The following is a 15,076-nucleotide window of genomic DNA, read 5'->3' as shown; positions in this document are numbered from 1 at the left end:
ACAGAGGACCCCTCGAACATCCGCGCGCGAGCGCATAGCATCCGGCCATGGCGTCGACGACCAATGGCCAGTGGTACCCGCCGGAATGGCCGGCCCGCATCCGGGCCCTGACGAACGGCGAACTGACGCCGCCCGCGCCCCGTAGGGCCGCGACGGTCCTGCTGCTGCGGGACACCGACCGCGACGGCCCCGCCGTCCACATGCTGCGCAGACGCGCCTCCATGGCCTTCGCCGGAGGCGCGTACGCCTATCCGGGCGGATCCGTCGACCCGCGTGACGAACGGCCCGTGGGGTGGGCGGGCCCCTCGCGCGCCGAATGGGCGGTGCGGTTGGGCGTCGACCCGTCCACCGCGCAGGCCATCATCTGCGCCGCGGTCCGCGAGACCTTCGAGGAGTCCGGGGTGCTGCTCGCCGGCGACTCCGCCCACACGGTCGTCGCGGACGCCACCGGCGCGGACTGGGAGGCGGACCGGGCGGCGCTGGTCGCCCACGAGCTGTCCTTCGCCGACCTGTTGGCCCGCCGCGGCCTGGTGCTGCGCTCCGATCTGCTGGCCGCCTGGGCGCGGTGGATCACCCCGGAGTTCGAACCGCGCCGCTACGACACGTTCTTCTTCGTCGCCGCGCTCCCGGAGGGCCAGCGGGCCCTCGACGTGTCCACGGAGGCCGACCGCACGGTGTGGCTCCGCCCCGGGGAGGCCGCGGCCGGCTACGACCGCGGCGAGCTGCTGATGATGCCGCCGACCATCTCCACCCTGCGGTCCCTGGAGCCCTACGGGAGCGTCGCCGACGCGCTGGCCGCGGCCGGTGCGCAGGACCTGACGCCCGTACTGGCCCGCGCCCGCCTCGTGGGCGACGAGATCGTGCTGAGCTGGCCCGGCCACGACGAGTTCACCAAACACATCGCCACCACGGACGACGCCTCCGGAGGTACCCCCGCATGACCGAAGCCGCGGCCCTCCCGGGCCAGCCCCGTGGCGGGGTCCTCTCCGGGCCGGCCACGCCGCGCGCGCACTGCGTCCTGGCCCCGAACCCGTCCGCGATGACGCTGGACGGCACCAACACCTGGATCGTCGCCGAGCCGGGCTCCCAACTGGCCGTCGTCGTCGACCCCGGGCCGCTCGACGAGGGCCACCTCCGGGCCGTCATCGACACCGCGGAGCGGGCCGGGCAACGGGTCGCGCTGACCCTGCTCACCCACGGGCACCCCGACCACGCCGAAGGGGCGGCCCGGTTCGCCGAGTTGACCGGCAGCCCCGTACGGGCGCTGGACCCGGGGCTACGCCTGGGGGGCGAGGGGCTCGGCGCGGGCGACGTGATCACCACCGGGGGCCTGGAACTGCGGGTGGTGCCCACCCCGGGGCACACCGCCGACTCGCTCTCCTTCCATCTGCCCGCCGACCGGGCCGTCCTGACGGGGGACACGATCCTGGGGCGCGGCACCACCATGGTCGCGCACCCCGACGGCCGGCTGGGCGACTACCTCGACTCCCTGCGCCGGCTGCGCTCCCTCACCGTGGACGACGGGGTCTCCACGGTCCTACCGGGCCACGGGCCGGTGTTGAACGACGCCCAGGGGGCGGTGGAGTTCTACCTGGCGCACCGGGCCCACCGGCTCGCCCAGGTGGAGACGGCGGTGGAGGCCGGCCACCGGACCCCCGCCGAGGTCGTGGCGAGCGTCTATGCGGACGTCGACCGCTCCCTGTGGCCGGCCGCCGAACTGTCGGTGCGGGCGCAGTTGGACTACCTGGGCGAACACGGGCTGATCTAGGGCCCGTACGCGCCGGCCCGGCCCTTACGGGACGGGCGCATCGGCGCCGCCCCCCAGGGCGTTGCGCGGCGTCAGGGCTCCTCTGGGCGAGGGGCCTTGGCCCCGTGGACGGCCAGGTACTCGCCGGCCAGCCAGGGGGCGAGGTGGTTCAGCAGCTCGTCGAGGAGCCCGGGGTACGCGCCCGGGTTCCGGGCGGCGCGGGCCGCGGCGCGCATCTGCCCGGCGTGCGTCGGGTAATAGCGCCCGAACACCTCGGCGGATTCGGCGAGATCGCTGGTCCAGCCGCCCCAGCGCGGCATGACCAAAGTGAATCCGGTGCGGACGAGGTTCCTGGTGACCGCCCGGGTCAGCCGGTTGCGCTCCTGCGGGCCGGTGACCGCGGCGGCCCGCCGGCGCAGACCGGGCAGCCGCCTGAAGAGGTCGCCGTTGGTCTCCCGGGCCAGGAGCGAGGTCGGGCGGTAACGGGGCAGCTCCGCGGCCAGATCGGGCCCGCTCAGCGGCGTGCACAGACAGGCCACGAACCACCCCAGGTCGTACCGTTCCCGCTCGCTCAGCAACTGGTCCGCGGTGACCAACAGGAGGCCGGCGCCGTCGATCTGCGGGAAGGCGGCGTCCAACTCCGCCTCGACGGCCCGCGCGGCCGCCCGGTCGGCGTCGGTGGGCCCCGGCCGTCCCGCCCGCAGGACGAGCAGCGCATCGAGGTCGGACACCCCGGGGACGGCGGTGCCGCGCGGGATGCTCCCGTACAGGTACGTGCTGACGACCCGGTCGGGAGGGAAGTGGGCGGCGAGCCGGTCGGCCAGCGCCGCCACGACGGGCGCGAACGGCGCGGGCACCTTCTCCAGGGCCCCCTCCCGTACGAAGCAGCCGTCCTGGTCGAGGCCCTTGCCCCCGGATTCCCCACCGGTCGTCATGGCGCCCACTATGGGGCGGTGGAGCGGCGGGCCGCGAGCCAATTACCCGGCGGCCGCCGGGGGTTCCCGTAACGCGCCGAGGGCCCCGCCGCAGCGGGGCCCTCGGGAACGGTCGTGGTGCGCGCGGCGTCAGCGCGAGCGCTTGGCCAGCCGCTCGACGTCCAACAGGATCACGGCGCGCGCCTCCAGGCGCAGCCAGCCGCGGCCCGCGAAGTCCGCGAGCGCCTTGTTGACGGTCTCCCGGGAGGCGCCGACCAACTGGGCCAGCTCCTCCTGCGTGAGGTCGTGCACGACGTGGATGCCCTCTTCGGACTGCACGCCGAAGCGGCGCGACAGGTCCAGCAGGGCGCGCGCCACGCGGCCCGGCACGTCCGAGAAGACCAGGTCGGACATCTGGTCGTTGGTCTTGCGCAGCCGGCGGGCGACCGCGCGCAGCAGGGCGGTGGCCACCTCCGGACGGGCGTTCAGCCAGGGCTGAAGGTCACCGTGGCCCAGGCCCAGCAGCTTGACCTCGGTGAGCGCGGTGGCGGTGGCCGTGCGCGGTCCCGGGTCGAAGAGGGACAGCTCGCCGATGAGCTCGCCGGGCCCGAGGACGGCCAGCATGTTCTCGCGGCCGTCGGGTGAGGTGCGGTGGAGCTTCACTTTGCCCTCGGTGACCACGTACAGGCGGTCGCCCGGGTCCCCTTCGTGGAACAGGGCGTCGCCGCGTGCGAGCGTGACCTCTCCCATCGAGGCGCGAAGCTCGGCCGCCTGCTCGTCGTCGAGCGCCGCGAAGAGCGGGGCGCGCCGCAGAACGTCGTCCACGAGTTCTCTCCTTGTCGACATGCTCCGGGGGACTGTGGTCCCCATCATGCCGGAATGCAAAACAGTGCGATCAATCACAAGTTTGCCGGACCCGTGGCCCAAGCCATACGGCAGGGGGCCGATTGGGGTCACGAATCCCGGTGATCGGGTCGGATGTCAGTGGGTGGCCTTAGTCTGGCCGAGTGTCCAATACGCCGGTGAGAGCAGAGGACTGGGGGCCGACAGAGTGAGCGCCGGGCGCGATTCCGCTGTGGGCGAACAGCCGCTCGCGGGCGCCTCAAATACCGACAAAAGTAACAAATCGCCCTTCGGGGCGGTGACCGGGCGGAATGCGGCGGATGGGGCCGGCGCGTCGCCCACCGAGGCGAAGGAGGCGGCCGTGCCCGAGACCCCCGCGAAGCCGGCGGCGAAGAAGACCGCGACCAAGAAGGCCCCGGCCGCGAAGAAGACCGCCGCCAAGACCACCGCCGCGAAGAAGACGACGACCAAGAAGACGGCCGCCAAGGCGACGGCGCCCGCCAAGAAGGCCGCCCCCGCGCGCAGGCGCGAGTCCCGGGCCGCCATGGTGCGCCGGGCCCACGAGATCAACCGCGAGCTGGGCGAGCTCTACCCGTACGCTCACCCGGAGTTGGACTTCACCGACCCCTTCGAGCTGCTGGTCGCCACGGTCCTGTCCGCCCAGACCACCGACCTCCGGGTCAACCAGACCACCCCCCGGCTCTTCGCCGCCTGCCCCACGCCCGAGGACATGGCCGCGATCCCTCCGGAGCGGTTGGAGGAGCTGATCCGCCCCACCGGCTTCTTCCGTGCCAAGGCGAGGTCCCTGATCGGCCTGTCCACCGCGCTGCGCGACCGCTTCGACGGCGAGGTGCCCGGCCGCCTGGAGGACCTCGTCACGCTCCCCGGCGTCGGCCGCAAGACCGCCAACGTGGTGCTCGGCAACGCCTTCGGAGTCCCCGGCATCACCGTCGACACCCACTTCGGCCGGCTGGCGCGCCGCTTCGGCTGGACGATCGAGCAGGACGCCGAGAAGGTCGAGGCCGACGTCGCCGCGATCTTCCCCGAGAGCGAGTGGACGATGCTCTCGCACCGCGTGGTCTTCCACGGCCGGCGCGTCTGCCACTCCCGCAAGCCCGCCTGCGGGGCCTGCCCGATCGCCGCGCTGTGCCCGTCGTACGGCGAGGGCGAGACCGACCCGGAGAAGGCGAAGAAGCTGCTCAAGTACGAGCTCGGCGGCCAGCCCGGGCAGCGGCTGAAGCCGCCGGCCGACTATCCGGGGCGGCCCGCGCCCCCGTTGGCCGCCTCGTAGGGCGACGACCACGACTTCACCGGGGGACCGATCAGCCACGTATGCCTGAGGGGGCGCGGATGACGAGTGCACGGGAGCAGTACGGCGAGACGAGGGACCCGGGCCCGGCGACGGCCGGGCCGGAGGTGACGGTGACGACCGAGGACTTGCCCGAGTGGCTGGCCCCGGTGGCCCGCGCGGCCGCCAGCGTGGAGCCGCGCCAGCTCAGCCGCTTCCTGCCGCCGGAGCGCGGCGGGCGGCAGTCGGCCGTGCTGATCCTCTTCGGGCACGGCGCCCGAGGGCCCGAGCTGCTCCTGATGGAGCGCGCCGGCACCCTGCGCTCGCACGCCGGACAGCCCTCCTTCCCCGGGGGGGCGCTCGATCCGGAGGACGGCGATCCGGAGGGCGCAGGTCCGATCCGCGCGGCGCTGCGCGAGGCCCAGGAGGAGACCGGGCTCGACCCGTCGGGCGTCCAGGTCTTCGGCGTGCTGCCGCGGCTCTACATCCCCGTCAGCGGCTTCGTGGTGACGCCCGTGCTGGGCTGGTGGCGGGTGCCGAGCCCGGTGGCCGCGGTGGATCGCGCGGAGACCGCCCGGGTCTTCACGGTTCCCGTGGCGGATCTCACGAACCCCGCACATCGGGTCACCTCCCGTCACCCCAGCGGTCACATCGGCCCCGCCTTCCTCGTCAAGGACGCCCTGGTCTGGGGTTTTACCGCCGGGGTGATCGACCGGATCCTGCACTACGCGGGCTGGGAGATCCCCTGGGACCGCGACAAGCAGGTCCCGCTCGACTGGCGCTCGTGAGACGGTGTCCGGCGTGAACGTCCTGGACATCCTGCTGCTGGTCGCGGCCGTATGGTTCGCGATCGTCGGTTACCGGCAAGGCTTCCTCGTCGGCATCCTGTCCGTGATCGGCTTCCTCGGGGGAGGTCTGATCGCGGTCTACGTGCTGCCGGTGATCTGGAACGAGATCACCGACGACGCCAAACCGGGCACCTTCGCGGTCATCGCGGCGGTCGCCATCGTGATCGTCTGTGCATCGGTGGGCCAGGCGCTCACCACCCACCTCGGCAACAAGCTCCGCCGGCACATCACTTGGACGCCCGCGCGGGCGCTGGACGCCACCGGCGGCGCGCTGGTCAACGTCCTGGCGATGCTGCTGGTCGCCTGGCTGATCGGCTCCGCGCTGGCCGGCACGTCCCTGCCGACGCTCAGCAAGGAGGTCCGCAACTCCAAGGTGCTGCTCGGGGTTTCCCAGGTCATGCCGCCGCAGGCCAGCACCTGGTTCGCCGACTTCTCCTCGGCGCTGGCGCAGAACGGCTTCCCGCAGGTCTTCACGCCGTTCGCCAACGAGCCGATCCGGCCGGTCCGGCCGCCGGACCCGGCGCTGGCCAACGGCCCCGTGGCGGCGGACGCCCGGCGCAGCATCGTCAAGATCGTCGGCCGGGCGCCCGGCTGCGGCAAGATCCTGGAGGGCACCGGCTTCGTCTTCGCCCCGCACCGGGTGATGACCAACGCGCACGTCGTCGGCGGCGTCAACGACCCGACGGTCCAGGTGGGTGGCGAGGGGCTGCCGGTCAACGCCAAGGTGGTGCTCTACGACTGGGAGCGCGACATCGCGGTGCTGGACGTCCCGCAACTGCGCGCCCCGGAACTGAAGTTCGCCGACAAGGACGCGGGCAGCGGCAAGAGCGCCATCGTCGCCGGCTTCCCGGAGAACGGCGGTTACGACGTCCGCCCGGCCCGCATCCGCGGCCGCATCCAGGCCAACGGCGCGGACATCTACCACCGGGGCACCGTCGGCCGGGACGTCTATTCGCTCTACGCGACGGTCCGGGAGGGCAACTCCGGCGGCCCGCTGCTCACGCCCCAGGGCGAGGTCTACGGCGTGGTCTTCGCCAAGTCGCGGGACGACGCGCACACCGGCTACGCGCTGACCGCCGACGAGGTCCGGCAGGACGCCGTCCGCGGACGGGTCGCCTCCCAGCAGGTCGACACCCAGGGGTGCGCGATCTGAGGCCGGGCGGGGCCGCGTACCGATCCCGCGGGACGGGGCGCGGCCCGGTGGCCGCTGGGGAGCGCGCCGGGGTCAGCTACGGGGATGGCGCAGGCGTGCGCTCATCCAGCGCGCTCTGCGGCGCAGGATGCGGGGGATGCCCATCGGGTGCGCCGCGTCCGGGGACCTGGAGGATTCGAGATCCGGGGTGCCCCTGTCCTGTGTGCCCACCGCAGCGGCGCTGCTGCGGCGGTTGCGTGCCACGTCACGGTAGTCGTGCGTCCAGCCCATACCCTCGACTCTGCCCGTGGCCCAAGGTCCGTAACCGCCTCGGAGAGGGCCAATTGGCCTATGCGGGAGGCAATTGGCTGTTCGTCAGACGAGCGTTCGTGCGAACGCGGCGGGGCGGACCGGGCGCCGCGGGGAGACGGCGGGCGACGGGTGGTGCGCGCGGGACCGCGGACCGTCAGCGGTCCGGTTCCGGGTCCTTCAGCCAGTTGATCAGCTCGGCGGAGAAGGCCGCGGGGTCCTCCTCGTGCGGCCAGTGCCCCAGGCCGTCGAAGAGCCGCCAGCGGTAGGGGGCCTCGACGTACTCGCCGGAGCCGGCGGCGCTGCGGGTACGCATGACCGGGTCCAGGGAGCCGTGCAGATGCAGGGTCGGGACCCGCACCGGCAGCTTCATCCGGCGGTTGAACTGGATGCCGTCGGGGCGCGCCATCGAGCGCACCATCCAGCGGTAGGGCTCGATCGAGCAGTGCGCCGTCGACGGGATGGCCATGGCCCGTTGGTAGACCTCGATGGTCTCGTCCTCCGGGAGCCGGGGGCCGGACCAGTCGCGGATCATCCGGCCGACCAGCGCCGCGTCGTCCGCCGTCAGCCGGCGCTCCGGCAGCCAGGGCCGCTGGAAGCTCCAGACGTGCGAGCTGCGCCGGACGTCGGCGAGCATCGCGGCCCGCCAGCGCCGCGGGTGCGGCATCGACGACACCACGAGCCGGCGGACCAGCTTGGGCCGCATCACCGCCGCCGTCCACGCGAGGTAGCCGCCCAGATCGTGCCCGACCAGCGCGGCGTCCGGCTCGCCCAGGGAGCGGATGACGCCCGTGATGTCCAGGGCGAGGTTGGCCGGGTCGTAGCCGCGCGGGGTGCGGTCGCTGCCGCCGACGCCGCGCAGGTCCATGGCGACCGCGCGGAAGCCCGCGTCGGCCAGTGCCGGCAGTTGGTACCGCCAGGTCCACCAGAACTGCGGGAAGCCGTGCAGCAGCAGCACGAGGGGCCCGTCGCCCATCTCGGCGGTGTGGAAGCGCGCACCGTTGGCCGCGACGTCCCGGTGGGTCACCTCGTGACCACCGGGGACGTCGAGCCGCACGACGGCGGCGGTGCTGTCCGGGGCCGTCATACCGAGGAGCGGGGCACAGAGGCGAGGGCCGGGTGCTCCTCGTCGGCGCGCGGGTGCGGCCTGGCCTTCTGCAGCACGGCCGCGGTCTCCTTGGCGGAGGCGATCGACTTCTCCGGCTTCTTGATTTTCTTGATCTTGGCCATCGCGATCAGGATCAGCAGCGTGGCGATGATCAGGAAGGCGCCGCCCACGATCAGGAAGGACCAGGCGAGCCCGAGGCCGAGGTTGTGGATGCCGTAGGCCGCCGCGAAACTCAGCACCGGCAGCGCGAACAGCGCCAGCACCCCCGCCACGACGAACGCGGCGCTGCCGATGCCCGCCCGCTTGGCGTCCTGCCGCAGTTCCGCCTTGGCCAGCGCGATCTCGTCGTGCACCAACGCGGACATCTCGGCGGTCGCCGTGGCCACCAGTTGCCCGAGGCTGCGGTCCGCACCGTCGTCGGCTGCGCTCATCGCCGTCTCCCTCTTCTCTTCGCCTGGATGCAAAGCCTCTCAGATCATGCCGGACCATCGTCCCCGGACCGGGCGGCGGCGGCCATTTCGGCAAGCCTGCGATGCTCGGCGGCCTTCGCTTCGTGGATCGCGGCCATCCGCAGGTGGTACGCGGGCTGGTCCTTCTCGTAGACGTCGGGGATGCCGTCCTGGTCGTCGTCCCGCTCCTCCTCGTCGCAGAGCTGCCGGTACTTGTTGTTGCGGATCTTGAGGAGGATGCCCGCGAAGACGGCCGCGAGCAGCGAGCCGATCAGCACCGCCGCCTTGATCTCGTCGGTGAGGACCGGGTCGCCGGCGAAGGCCAGCTCGCCGATGAGCAGGGAGACGGTGAAGCCGATGCCGGCCAGGGCGGCGACGCCGAAGACGTCCGGCCACTTCAGATCGGGGTTGAGCTCGGCTCTGGTGAAGCGGGCGGTGCACCAGGTGCCGCCGAATATGCCCAGCGATTTGCCCACTATCAGGCCGAGGACCACGCCGAGCGTCTCGGGCCGGGTGAAGACGTCGTGGACCGCGCCGCCGGAGATCGACACCCCCGCGGAGAACAGGGCGAACAGCGGCACCGCCAGCCCCGCCGACAGCGGGCGGACCAGGTGCTCGATGTGCTCGCCGGGGGACTGCCGCTCGCCCTCGTGGCGGTGGCAGCGCAGCATCAGGCCCATGGCGACGCCGGCGATGGTGGCGTGCACGCCGCTGTTCTCCATCAGCGCCCAGATCACCGCGGCGAGCGGGACGTAGACGTACCAGCCGCGGACGCCCTTGCGCAGCAGGACGTAGAAGAGCACCAGGCCGGCGAGGGACAGGCCGAGGGCGACGAAGTTCAGCTTCGAGGTGAAGAAGATCGCGATGATCAGGATCGCGAAGAGGTCGTCGACGACGGCGAGGGTGAGCAGGAAGGCGCGCAGCGCGGACGGCAGGGAGGTGCCGATCACCGCGAGGACGGCGAGCGCGAAGGCGATGTCGGTGGCGGTGGGGACCGCCCAGCCCTGGAAGGAGCCGCCGCCGGCGGCGTTGACCAGGAAGTACACCACGGCGGGGGTCGCCATGCCGCAGATCGCGGCGATCACCGGGAGGGCGGCGGCCTTGGGGTCGCGCAGCTCGCCGGCGACCAGTTCGCGCTTGAGCTCGATGCCGGCGACGAAGAAGAAGACCGCGAGCAGGCCGTTGGCGGCCCAGTGCTGGAGCGAGAGGTCCAGGCCCAGCGATGACGGGCCGAGGTGCAGCCCGCGGAGCGCCTCGTAGCTGCCGCCGAAGGTGTTGGCCCAGATCAGCGCGGCGATGGCGGCCACGAGGAGGAGTACGCCGCCGACGGTCTCGGTACGCAGTGCGTCGGCGATGAAGTTCCGCTCGGGCAACGGCATCCGGCCGAGGAATATGGAGCGGCGGTTGCTGGATGCAGTCACGCGTTGACCTCCGGCAGCTGAGAACGGCTGTAGCAGTTGCCGACCAGACTTCCCGGCGCACCCAGAGTTTCTTAGCGTCCCGTTGACGCCTCCCTAACCCTAACGGGTGGGTGCAAGGGGTTAATGCGTGGGGTTAACTTTACGGGCAATTCGGGCTCCGGGCCGCCGGGCACAGAGCCGGCCCGGAGCCGGCCGCGGTGCAGGAACGCCGGCCGCCTGGGAACGCCGGAGGGGGCACCGGCCGCGGTGGCCCGGTGCCCCCTCCTGGAGCGTGTCGGCGCGGTGCGCCGTGGTCGCGGCGTCAGTCCTCGCCCGGCGCCGTCAGTCCTCGCTCGGTGCGCTCGGCAGCTTCGACTGGATCAGGTCCATGACGGAGGAGTCGGTGAGCGTGGTGACGTCGCCCAGGGCGCGGTTCTCGGCGACGTCGCGCAGCAGGCGGCGCATGATCTTGCCCGAGCGGGTCTTCGGCAGCTCCGCGACCGGCAGGATCCGCTTGGGCTTGGCGATCGGGCCGAGCTGCTGGGCCACGTGGGCGCGCAGCTCGTCGACCAGCCCCTCGTCCTCGGCGGTGGCGCCGCCGCGCAGGATCACGAAGGCGCAGATGGCCTGGGTGGTCTGCGGGTCGGTGGCGCCGACCACCGCGGCCTCGGCCACCTTCGGGTGCGCGACCAGCGCGGACTCCACCTCGGTGGTGGCGATGTTGTGCCCGGAGACCAGCATCACGTCGTCGACCCGGCCGAGCAGCCAGATGTCGCCGTCCTCGTCCTTCTTGGCGCCGTCGCCGGCGAAGTACTTGCCCGCGAAGCGGGACCAGTAGGTGTCGAGGTAGCGCTGGTCGTCGCCCCAGATGGTGCGCAGCATCGACGGCCAGGGCTCGGTCAGCACCAGATAGCCGCCGGCGCCGTCGGGCACCTCGTGGCCGTCGTCGTCGACCACCGTGGCGGCGATGCCGGGCAGCGGCACCTGCGCCGAGCCGGGCTTGGTCACCGTCACGCCCGGCAGCGGGCTGAGCATCATCGCGCCGGTCTCGGTCTGCCACCAGGTGTCGACGATCGGCGCCCGGTCGGCCCCGATGTGCTTGCGGTACCAGATCCACGCCTCGGGGTTGATCGGCTCGCCCACCGAGCCCAGCACCCGCAGCGACGACAGGTCGAACTTGGCCGGGATGTCGTCGCCCCACTTCATGCAGGCGCGGATCGCGGTCGGCGCGGTGTAGAGGATCGTCACGCCGTACTTCTGGACGATCTCCCACCAGCGGCCCTGGTGCGGGGTGTCCGGGGTGCCCTCGTAGAGCACCTGGGTCGCGCCGTTGGAGAGCGGGCCGTAGGTGATGTACGAGTGGCCCGTCACCCAGCCGACGTCGGCGGTGCACCAGTAGACGTCGGTCTCGGGCTTGAGGTCGAAGACCGCGTGGTGGGTGTACGAGACCTGGGTGAGGTAGCCGCCGGTGGTGTGCAGGATGCCCTTGGGCTTACCCGTCGTCCCGGAGGTGTAGAGGATGAAGAGCGGGTGCTCGGCGTCGAACGCCTCGGGGGTGTGCTCCGGGCTCTGCCGCTCGACGACGTCGTGCCACCACACGTCGCGGCCCTCGGTCCAGCCGACCTCCTGGTCGGTGCGGCGGACGACCAGCACGTTGCGCACGTGCTCGGTGCCGGGCTTGGTCAGGGCCTCGTCCACGGCGGGCTTGAGGGCGGACGGCTTGCCACGGCGGTAACCGCCGTCGGCGGTGATCACCAGACGGGCGTCGGCGTCGTTGATCCGCGTCGCCAGGGCGTCCGCGGAGAAGCCGCCGAAGACCAGGGAGTGCGGGGCGCCCAGCCGGGCGCAGGCCAGCATGGCGACGACCGCTTCCGGGATCATCGGCAGGTAGATGGCCACCCGGTCGCCGGCGCCAACTCCCAGCTCGGTCAGGGCGTTGGCCGCCTTGGCGACCTCGCGCTGGAGCTCGGCGTAGGTGATCGCCCGGCTGTCGCCCGGCTCGCCCTCGAAGTGGATCGCGACCCGGTCGCCGAGGCCGTTCTCCACGTGGCGGTCCACGCAGTTGTAGGCGACGTTGAGCCGGCCGTCGGCGAACCACTTGGCGAACGGCGGGTTGGACCAGTCGAGGACCTCGGTGGGCTCGGTCTCCCACGTCAGACGTTTGGCCTGCTCGGCCCAGAAGCCCAGCCGGTCCGCCGCGGCCTCTTCGTACGCGGCGGCCGTCACGTTGGCGTCCGCGGCCAGCTCGGCGGGCGGTGCGAACCGCCGCTCCTCCTTCAGGAGGTTGGCCAGGCTTTCGTTACTCACGACATCTCCCAATTCCCGGGGCGTGCGATGTGTCCCAGGCCATAGCTCATCAGCCCGCGAGGGACCCTGACAAGGGCTGTGGACAACTGATGGTGTAGACCTGTCGCAATTCTTTCCCTCGCACCGCCGTTCGGGGGTTGCCGTGCAGGTCAGGCCCCTACTGCCGGGGCGTCGGCGCGCACCGCCCGGAACCGCCCGGTGGGCTCGTCCAGCAGGTACGCCTGGGCCTCGGCGACGTGGAAGTACATGCCGTGGAGGGAGAGGGAGCCCTCGGCCATCCGACGGGCCACGCAGGGGTGCGCCCGCAGGTGGTCGAGCTGCTGCCGGACGTTGACCAGCGCCAGCCGCTCCTGGTCATCGGCGACCGGCCGCTCGGCGAAGGCGACTTCACCCCGGCCCAGCCGTCCGATGCGCGCCAAACGGGCCAGGCTCGGGCGACCGTGCCGCAGCCAACGGGCGAGCGGGGTGGCCTCGTCGGCCAGTGGCGGGGCGGCGGCCGAGCCGAGCAGCGCCGCCATGGCTCCGCAGCCGGAGTGCCCGCACACGGTGATCGACTCCACCCGCAGCACCTCGACCGCGTACTCGACCGCGGCGCTCACCGAATCGCAGGAGGTGTCCGAGCCGGGCGGCGGCATCAGATTGCCGACATTGCGCACGGTGAACAGGTCGCCCGGCCCGCTCGACGTGATCATGCTCGTCACCAGTCGGGAGTCGGCGCAGGTCAGGAAGAGCTGCGTCGGGCGTTGGCCCTCCCGCGCCAGCCGGGCCAGCTCCTCGCGCACCAGCGGCGCGGTGTGCCGCTGGAACGCGCTGACGCCGCCCAGGAGTTGGCCGGCGCCCTCGTGGGCCGCGGTGTGGGTCGGTGCGGGGCGGGTGCAGTGGTGGTTGCGCCAGGGCGTCCACGGCCGGCAGGCGTGGGAGTCGGTCGGCTCGGCGATCGGGCGGCCCGAGCGGCCCACGAGGGTCACCTGGCCACCGTCCCCACGATGGGCGGCCGTCCAGCACTGCAGCGCCTCGTAGGCGGCGTGGTCCATGAACGACCCGCACAGCTCGACGACGGCGTCGGCACCCGGCGGCACCTGCGCCAGCGCCCAGGTCAGCCGCGGCACCGCCAGGAACGTCAACTGGCCGCTGACGCGCACCCGGTGGCGGCCGGACTCCTCCGTCACCTGGACGCGGGTGTGGGTCAGCCGCCGCAGCGCCAGGAAGACGCCGACCGCGATGCCCGCCAGGACGCCCGGCAGCACGCCGAAGACCACCACCGCGCCCAACGTGGCCGCGTACACTGGGAATTCGCGGTGCCGCTGCACGTGCCGGAGGTGCGCGAAGCTCACCATCCGTACGCCGACGACCAGCACCAGGGCGGCCAGCGCGGCCAACGGGATCAGCTCCAGCACCCCGGCCAACAGGCCCGCGCAGAGCACCACCCAGACGCCGTGCAGCACGGTCGCCCGACGGGTGGTCGCACCGGCCCGCACATTGGCCGAACCGCGGATCGCGCCACCGGAGACCGGCAGGCCGCCCAGCAGGCCGGAGACGACGTTGGCCAGGCCCTGGCCGGCCAGTTCGCGGTTCAGCCGAGGCCGTTGCGGCGACGCTCCCGGGCGCTCGGCGGCCAGCCGGTCCACCGCCACCGCGGACAGCAGCGACTCCATACTGGCCACGAGGGTGACCGTCAGCACCACGGTGACGAGGGTGGCGAGCGGACCACCGGGCAGTACGGGCGGCTCGGGCAGCCGCCAGGACGGCAGCGTGACCCGCGGGACCGTCGCGCCCGCGCTGACCGCCGTGGCGGCGAGCACCGCGGCCAGCGGCGCCGGCAGCAGCCGCGCCCGCCGCCCGGCGCGGCCCGGCAGCCGTGGCCAGCCGACCAGCACGGCGACCGCGACGGCCCCGATCAGCAGCGCGGTGGTGTGCGGCTGTGCCAACTGGCCGGGCAGCGCCGCGACGTTGTCGACGGCCGAGCCGTCGGGGCTGCCGCCGAGCACCACGTGGAGCTGCCCGACGGCGATGGTGACGCCGATGCCGGCGAGCATGCCGTGCACGATCGCCGGGCTGACGGCGAGCGCGGCACGGGCCACCCGCAGCGCCCCGAGGGCGAGTTGGGTCAGCCCGGCCAGGACCGTGATCGCGCACGTGGCGCGCCAGCCGTAGCGCTGGACGAGGTCGGCGGTGACCACCAGGAGGCCGGTGGCGGCGCCGGTCACCTGGAGCGGCGCGCCGCCCAGCAGCCCGGCGACGATCCCGCCGACGGCCGCGGCGACCAGCCCGGCCTGGAGCGGTGCGCCGGTGGCCAGGGCGACGCCCAGCGACAGCGGGACGGCGAGCAGGAAGACCACGACCGAGGCGGAGAGGTCTCCCCGCCAGCCCGGGCTCGCCTCCTTTTCCGGGGGTGCGGCCCCGGAGGGCGTACTGGGCTCGGGCAAGAGCTCGGACAGCGGCTGCGGCGACTTCTGGAGCTGCGTCATTCCCGTCTCCTCCGGGGCGGCGCGGTCGGCCTTCGGGCGCGACCGCGGGGCGGCGGTGTGCTGCGGCGGGAGCGGATCAGGCCGGCGGGCGTCGCGGTGGGTGACGGGCCGGTGACCCTCAAGCATCGGTAAATGAATCGTAATGACGCGTAAAGACCCTGAGAAGGCTTTCCGGGCGTATGGCGCAGTCATTCCGTCTATCGAGTGAATAAAACGACTTTTGCTCCGGCTCTTTTCGTCATCTGTCAATGGATATGTGCGTT

13 protein-coding genes are annotated in these 15,076 nt (G+C 72.8%); 5 read left to right on the top strand and 8 right to left on the bottom strand.

The genetic code is table 11. The annotated features are described in order from the left end of the window. Nucleotides 1-47: 47 nt before the first annotated feature. A complete protein-coding gene (locus ACIQU6_RS05905) occupies nucleotides 48-941 on the top strand; it encodes an NUDIX hydrolase (protein WP_403480395.1) in 894 nt (297 codons plus the stop codon). After that, complete coding sequence (locus tag ACIQU6_RS05900; protein ID WP_403480394.1) at nucleotides 938-1,768, top strand: MBL fold metallo-hydrolase; 831 nt, start codon at nucleotides 938-940, stop codon at nucleotides 1,766-1,768. Before ACIQU6_RS05905 ends, ACIQU6_RS05900 begins: the two co-directional genes overlap by 4 nt. 71 nt (nucleotides 1,769-1,839) lie before the next feature. On the opposite strand, the gene ACIQU6_RS05895 is transcribed toward ACIQU6_RS05900, so the two are convergent. Both ACIQU6_RS05895 and ACIQU6_RS05890 read right to left on the bottom strand, forming a co-directional pair. Next, a complete protein-coding gene (locus ACIQU6_RS05895) occupies nucleotides 1,840-2,682 on the bottom strand; it encodes a nucleotidyltransferase domain-containing protein (protein ID WP_403480393.1) in 843 nt (280 codons plus the stop codon). Nucleotides 2,683-2,811: 129 nt separating this feature from the next. Beyond that, a complete protein-coding gene (locus ACIQU6_RS05890) occupies nucleotides 2,812-3,486 on the bottom strand; it encodes a Crp/Fnr family transcriptional regulator (protein ID WP_003981529.1) in 675 nt (224 codons plus the stop codon). Nucleotides 3,487-3,865: 379 nt separating this feature from the next. Between ACIQU6_RS05890 and nth the strand changes: the two genes are divergently transcribed. The 3 genes from nth to ACIQU6_RS05875 are packed head-to-tail and all read left to right on the top strand — an operon-like array spanning nucleotide 3,866 to nucleotide 6,793. Beyond that, entirely contained in the window at nucleotides 3,866-4,795 is a 930-nt protein-coding gene (gene nth, locus ACIQU6_RS05885; protein ID WP_403480392.1) for an endonuclease III, read from the top strand. A gap of 59 nt (nucleotides 4,796-4,854) precedes the next feature. After that, entirely contained in the window at nucleotides 4,855-5,580 is a 726-nt protein-coding gene (locus tag ACIQU6_RS05880; RefSeq protein WP_403480391.1) for an NUDIX hydrolase, read from the top strand. Between the two features lie 13 nt (nucleotides 5,581-5,593). Next, on the top strand, nucleotides 5,594-6,793 hold the full coding sequence (locus ACIQU6_RS05875) for a MarP family serine protease (protein WP_274914375.1): 1,200 nt from the start codon (nucleotides 5,594-5,596) through the stop codon (nucleotides 6,791-6,793). A 72-nt stretch (nucleotides 6,794-6,865) separates the two neighbouring features. Here the strand turns inward: ACIQU6_RS05875 and ACIQU6_RS05870 are convergent, their stop codons facing one another. The 6 genes from ACIQU6_RS05870 to ACIQU6_RS05845 all read right to left on the bottom strand — a co-directional run bounded on the left by ACIQU6_RS05870 (nucleotide 6,866) and on the right by ACIQU6_RS05845 (nucleotide 14,813). Continuing rightward, the gene (locus ACIQU6_RS05870; RefSeq protein ID WP_274914374.1) at nucleotides 6,866-7,063 is read right to left on the bottom strand and encodes a hypothetical protein; all 198 of its coding nucleotides are present in this window, start codon (nucleotides 7,061-7,063) and stop codon (nucleotides 6,866-6,868) included. 175 nt (nucleotides 7,064-7,238) lie between these two features. Further along, entirely contained in the window at nucleotides 7,239-8,168 is a 930-nt protein-coding gene (locus ACIQU6_RS05865) for an alpha/beta fold hydrolase (protein ID WP_403480390.1), read from the bottom strand. Further along, on the bottom strand, nucleotides 8,165-8,620 hold the full coding sequence (locus ACIQU6_RS05860) for a phage holin family protein (protein WP_403480389.1): 456 nt from the start codon (nucleotides 8,618-8,620) through the stop codon (nucleotides 8,165-8,167). Before ACIQU6_RS05860 ends, ACIQU6_RS05865 begins: the two co-directional genes overlap by 4 nt. Before the next feature lie 44 nt (nucleotides 8,621-8,664). Continuing rightward, nucleotides 8,665-10,017: a Na+/H+ antiporter NhaA gene (nhaA, locus tag ACIQU6_RS05855; protein ID WP_403480504.1), complete on the bottom strand. Its 1,353-nt coding sequence runs from the start codon at nucleotides 10,015-10,017 to the stop codon at nucleotides 8,665-8,667. 363 nt (nucleotides 10,018-10,380) lie between these two features. Further along, nucleotides 10,381-12,345, bottom strand: a complete 1,965-nt coding sequence (gene acs / locus ACIQU6_RS05850; protein ID WP_403480388.1) for an acetate--CoA ligase — start codon at nucleotides 12,343-12,345, stop codon at nucleotides 10,381-10,383. A 149-nt stretch (nucleotides 12,346-12,494) separates the two neighbouring features. Continuing rightward, complete coding sequence (locus ACIQU6_RS05845; RefSeq protein ID WP_403480503.1) at nucleotides 12,495-14,813, bottom strand: SulP family inorganic anion transporter; 2,319 nt, start codon at nucleotides 14,811-14,813, stop codon at nucleotides 12,495-12,497. Nucleotides 14,814-15,076: the final 263 nt, after the last annotated feature.

It is taken from the genome of Streptomyces sp. NPDC090442 (assembly GCF_044769405.1).
Classification (GTDB): Bacteria; Actinomycetota; Actinomycetes; order Streptomycetales; family Streptomycetaceae; genus Streptomyces.
Note: the sequence above shows the minus strand (reverse complement) of the source record. Positions and strands in the feature narration are given on the sequence as shown.

What these genes read in the sequence shown, in the direction of transcription:
- ACIQU6_RS05870 (WP_274914374.1), bottom strand. Translation starts at nt 7,063, where the DNA reads ATGGGCTGGACGCACGACTACCGTGACGTGGCACGCAACCGCCGCAGC.
- ACIQU6_RS05845 (WP_403480503.1), bottom strand. Translation starts at nt 14,813, where the DNA reads ATGACGCAGCTCCAGAAGTCGCCGCAGCCGCTGTCCGAGCTCTTGCCC.
- ACIQU6_RS05865 (WP_403480390.1), bottom strand. Translation starts at nt 8,168, where the DNA reads ATGACGGCCCCGGACAGCACCGCCGCCGTCGTGCGGCTCGACGTCCCC.
- ACIQU6_RS05905 (WP_403480395.1), top strand. Translation starts at nt 48, where the DNA reads ATGGCGTCGACGACCAATGGCCAGTGGTACCCGCCGGAATGGCCGGCC.
- ACIQU6_RS05880 (WP_403480391.1), top strand. Translation starts at nt 4,855, where the DNA reads ATGACGAGTGCACGGGAGCAGTACGGCGAGACGAGGGACCCGGGCCCG.
- ACIQU6_RS05860 (WP_403480389.1), bottom strand. Translation starts at nt 8,620, where the DNA reads ATGAGCGCAGCCGACGACGGTGCGGACCGCAGCCTCGGGCAACTGGTG.
- ACIQU6_RS05900 (WP_403480394.1), top strand. Translation starts at nt 938, where the DNA reads ATGACCGAAGCCGCGGCCCTCCCGGGCCAGCCCCGTGGCGGGGTCCTC.
- nhaA (WP_403480504.1), bottom strand. Translation starts at nt 10,017, where the DNA reads ATGCCGTTGCCCGAGCGGAACTTCATCGCCGACGCACTGCGTACCGAG.
- ACIQU6_RS05895 (WP_403480393.1), bottom strand. Translation starts at nt 2,682, where the DNA reads ATGACGACCGGTGGGGAATCCGGGGGCAAGGGCCTCGACCAGGACGGC.